Annotated in this window: 3 protein-coding genes and 1 pseudogene; all 4 read right to left on the bottom strand. The window is 44.9% G+C overall.

All coding sequences use genetic code 11. The features are described 5' to 3' along the window. Positions 1-246 (bottom strand): annotated as a pseudogene (locus tag OU792_RS18155) (6-aminohexanoate hydrolase); the annotation flags it as partial. A 273-nt stretch (positions 247-519) separates the two neighbouring features. Further along, complete coding sequence (locus tag OU792_RS18150; protein WP_274670993.1) at positions 520-1,275, bottom strand: carbon-nitrogen hydrolase family protein; 756 nt, start codon at positions 1,273-1,275, stop codon at positions 520-522. A gap of 173 nt (positions 1,276-1,448) precedes the next feature. Then, complete coding sequence (locus OU792_RS18145) at positions 1,449-3,233, bottom strand: S9 family peptidase (protein ID WP_274670994.1); 1,785 nt, start codon at positions 3,231-3,233, stop codon at positions 1,449-1,451. Between the two features lie 674 nt (positions 3,234-3,907). After that, positions 3,908-4,609 (bottom strand): alpha/beta hydrolase (locus OU792_RS18140; protein WP_274670992.1); only part of this gene is annotated, 702 nt, incomplete at its 5' end.

Here is a 4,609-nt window from a genome sequence, read left to right as displayed (position 1 = left end):
ATAAGCTGGCAGGCTAGTTGGATCAATTTTAGAGTTTTTTGCTTTAAGATGGGAAGCAAATCTTACAATTACCATTTCGGCTTTAGGGTCAATATATATGGTTTGCCCATGAACTCCTCTTGCGGCAAAGGCACCGGGCTCGTTCCCATTATGCCACCACATGTTTCTGTAACTCCAATTTTCCAATGATTCTCCATACAATGATTTGCTAAAGGATTCATTGCTTCTTCCATTCATAATATCCACTATAAGAGGTTTGGAAGAATTTGCTGTTTATTGAACTTACCTGTAGTTCGAGTCATTTCGCCAAGTATATCCATATCGCACAGCTTTGAAATTTAGCCATCACCCGCAGTGCATCCCTATGATCACTCTTGATTTCATTTCATCAATCTTGGTTGCAGCAGGTAGGCCAAAAGAAGGCAATCAAGCCTGTCCGTCTTAGAAAGATCAAATACAACTTTGACTGAACGTCAGGAAGGCTATAAGAAGAATTATAGCTGAAAAATGAATTTTTGATTATTCATTTGATACCATGTTTTTGGTGGCTATTATTTCTTTTTCAGCTTGCTCTGTTTTAGTGTCAAAAATCAGAAGTCCTTGATTAGTGGCGTCAAGTTGATCGATTAACTCACCTTTTTTGTTCCAAACAGCACTTTGTCCAGCGCTCATAAATTTATCACAATGCCCCACACAGTTTGACATCAATATGGGCGTCTTGAACTCCTTTGCAATGCCAGGAAAGTGTTGGTATGCTTTTTCAATTCCGCTTTTTGGTTTGGCTACACTGGCAATGTAAATATCGGCTCCTTGATTTTTGGCATTTAGGAAATGTTCTTTTTGCAATGTCTCATAGCAGATCCCCACGGCGATTTTTACTCTTTTTATGGTTAAAATAGTTTGGTTTTTGCCACTTATAAAATAAGGGAGCTCGTCCGCATGTAATAGTTGCTTGGCATAAGTTGTCCTTTCTTTATTGGATCGAAAAATCAACATACTGATATTGATTCCCTCGGTTGCTTTTGTTGGCATTCCGATTCCAATAGCTATTTTATTTTTATTGGAAAGCTCTTGAAATGGATCAAAAATAGTGCTTTTGATGTCTGTCGCTAATTCCTCGGCTAATTCGGGTTCGTAGTTTGAAATAGACAATTCAGGAAAGATGATCAAATCAGCTTTTAATTGGATTGCACGCTTGATCAACTCCAAATGGCTTTCAATATTCCTTTGGATATTTCCTTTTTCGGATTTCGTTTGTGCAATGCAGACTTTCATGTGTTTATAATTTGTTTTTAGCGGTCACATGAAATCTCGAAATTATAGTCATACCTCGATGTGACGGGTACGTCATGCTCGATTTCATCTGTTTATCATTTGATTTTTAAATGCGACAGCCTGTCCCGGAATGTCGGTTGGGATGGAATCCCGGACTGTCGGCTGTCAGGTATTTACTTTGACGGCTCGGCTAGGTGCCGGTCAAAGTATTCGATTAGCTTACCAAACAGGTAGCGATCGTAATGCTGCTCTCGGCTCCACCCATGCGTCGCTCCTGGTGCAAAGGCAAAATCGAAGTCCTTGCCCTGTTTGATCAGTTCTTCCGCTAGCACGGCCACAGTCTTAAAGGGTACCACATGGTCTTGCATACCGTGGATAAACAGGAGTTTATCTTGCAGATTTGCTGCATAATTGAGGGCTTTTCTTTCGAAGATCTCCGGATCTGTCTGTGGGGTACGTACTATAGCCACATCGTCCGTACCAAAAAACATCGGATCCACAGCCGCCGCAGCAGCTACACCCACTTGGAATAAGCCTGGCTTCATCAAGAGCGAATAAACTGAGAGTGTACCCCCATAACTACTGCCCCAAATGCCGATTCGATCGGGATCGACATAATCCAGGGACTCCATGTAGGCAACGGCACTCGCATAATCTTCAATGTCCTGATCAGCAAAGCCCAGTAGGAACTCTTCACGGAATGCCCTCCCATATCCATTACTACCCCGTGAATCTACCTGCACGATGATGTACCCCTTCTTAACCAACAGCTGCTGTACAAGACTGTAGTTACCTGCCCAGCGGTTTCTAGCTGTATTCGAATACACGGGCCCGAAGAGTACTGGATACTTCTTGCCGGGCTGCATTTTGGTGGGTTTCAGAATCCGTGCATGAAGCGTATAGTCATCTACCAAACTGGGGAAACTAACGTATTCCGCAGCAGTCCAGGTTCGCTCCGTGAAGGCGGGTAAGGGTGAATGGGTGATTTTCTTAGTAGTACCATCCTCGCTTCCTGCCACGTATAGCTCGGGTGGTGAGGTATCGTTGCTGTGCATAAACACCAAGTGCTTGCCATCCGGTGAAGGATAGCCAATATTCTGTCCAGCAAGCTGCGTCAACTGCTCGGGTTCACCATCGGACATTTTCAATCGATACACGTGTTGTTCGTAGGGATTCACGCCGTTGCCGGCATAAAAAAGTGCATCCCCAGCAATAATGGGGGAGGAGAGCACATCATAGGATGGATCGGTAAGGAGCTGCGGGCGGTCCTTAGAAGATAAGGAGTCGATCGTATAAAGTCCATAGCGATCACCCAAATCACTTAAGAAAACGACCTGCTGTCCATCCGGATGCCAGGAAGATCCAAAGGATGTGTACATGCGGCTTTCCCGAACGCCTCTCCAAATCTCTTTCACTTGGCTTTCTCCAGGTGACAGGACGAACAACTTCCGTTCAACCGCCGTATCGGATGCGATATCCACAAGCAAAGCCCCATCCGGTGACCAGTTGAAGTCGATGACCTGATTCGCATGCGGGTCCGGCAAATCGAGGTATCTGATGTTGCCACTTGCTACATCGAGTAGGCCAACCCTTCGAATTTCGTTTGGATCACCGGGATAACTTCGACGTACCTCGTTGGGATTGGTTTCGGCATCGAGGTAATCCGGGAACGGCACCTTCCGCATCTCCCGTCTGTCCACCACATGAATCGCGATGGTCTTGCTATCCGGGGACCATTTGTAAGTTGGTCCACTCCAGATGCCCGGGCCGATTTCACGTTCCGCACGGCTGTAGCGTCCCTTTGCTAAGCTAGAGAGAGGGGCGATGCCGATCTCGGTGAGTTGGCGATTCTGTTTGGAAGAGAGGTCAGCAAGCCACAGGTCACCGTTCTGTATGTATGCCGCTTGCTTACCGCTTGGCGATATCGAAAGATTACTCGCACCTGCCTCGACCGGCATCAACTGAAGGTCTACCCCTTCGCTGACTGATGTCTGCCATAGCTGTTCACCTCGCAGGCTGAGGATGGTGTTTGCGTCGGTCCAGACTATATCGCGTACTGACGGGGATTTCGTATTGGAGAAGAGGCGGATTTCCTCTCCATCATTGGAGGATACCCAGAGGCCACGCCCAGAGTTTCCTGGTTCGCTCCATGAAAAGGCAAAGTACTCGCTGTTCGGTGCCCAGACAGGTTGAGACGGGCTTGTTCCTGTCAGTTTTGGCCTTGCAAAGAGGTCATCCAGTGTGAGCTCGGCTTCCTGCGCTTGGAGGCTTGTAGAAATCGCTATCAGAAAGCCTACCATGAACCATATTCGCCAAAAAGAAATCTGTTGCATGTGTTAATTTAGTAATTCGGGTAAAATTTCTTATTCGGCTCAAAATAGCTAAATGAGATGGAAAAGGAATAAGGCTAGTGGTCTAACTAACTGTAAGGAGGGCCTTTTTCATTCCTGACTTCTTCCAATCAGTCCTACTTTCGGAGGGCAGACCAAAAAGAAGGCAACCAGCCTAATTACAGCCCCGCCAGAGTGTCGGGCAGCCCCGCCTGACCGGACGGGCAGGCAAAACAAAGAAATATTGCTAAAAAATGAACTTTTGATTATTCATGGAAGCCGATGTTGTGCACAGCGATTGTTTAAAATAGATGAATCCCATAACCAAAAGCAGTGATAAGAATTAAAACTGCTGACATAATGGCCCCGAAATTCCAAAAAGTGTATTTCGATTCCTTGATCATTCGGTACAGTTGCAATATTCCTAAGATAATGATTACCAAACTAAACCACGGTAGCCACCATGCTTCATCAACAAGACCAAAAAAGAGTGTGAGACCACCCAGATTTACAGTAGCGAGCATGTAGTAACCTAATCCGACTAGGAAGAATATGATGGATAGGAATAAAGCAGTCCTCAGAGCACTATATGTTTTCTTTCGAATGACACGTAAAACTTCCCGAAAAATATATATCAAAGCCAAAAGAAAAGGAAAAAAAAGTATGACTATCCATAACAGATTTCTATCTATAGCGACCTTCTTAATAAGCGAACTTACCTTAGAGTTTGCATAGATGGACGTGGTAAAAGGTATAGGTGTTGACGCCAGACTTTGTATGCATTCGTCATTTGGTTGTTTATCTGGTTGCTCTAGAAATTCTTTTAGCATCTTCTGACCACAGGGGGTAATAAAAACACCATGTCCTACCTTTGGAAATTCGAAATAATAACTATTACTATATCTGTCGTGCATTATTCTACTGTATTCTGGCGCAGTGATGGGATCGTAGGTTCCAGCTACAACTAAAGCAGGCGCATCACTAGTAACTGGTATGGTATCTCT

The sequence above is a fragment of the Algoriphagus sp. NF genome, from assembly GCF_028823735.1.
GTDB classification, from domain to species: Bacteria; Bacteroidota; Bacteroidia; order Cytophagales; family Cyclobacteriaceae; genus Algoriphagus; species Algoriphagus marincola.
This window is presented reverse-complemented; position numbering and strand designations above follow the sequence as displayed.

What these genes read in the sequence shown, in the direction of transcription:
- OU792_RS18145 (WP_274670994.1), bottom strand. Translation starts at nt 3,233, where the DNA reads ATGCCGGTCGAGGCAGGTGCGAGTAATCTTTCGATATCGCCAAGCGGT.
- OU792_RS18150 (WP_274670993.1), bottom strand. Translation starts at nt 1,275, where the DNA reads ATGAAAGTCTGCATTGCACAAACGAAATCCGAAAAAGGAAATATCCAA.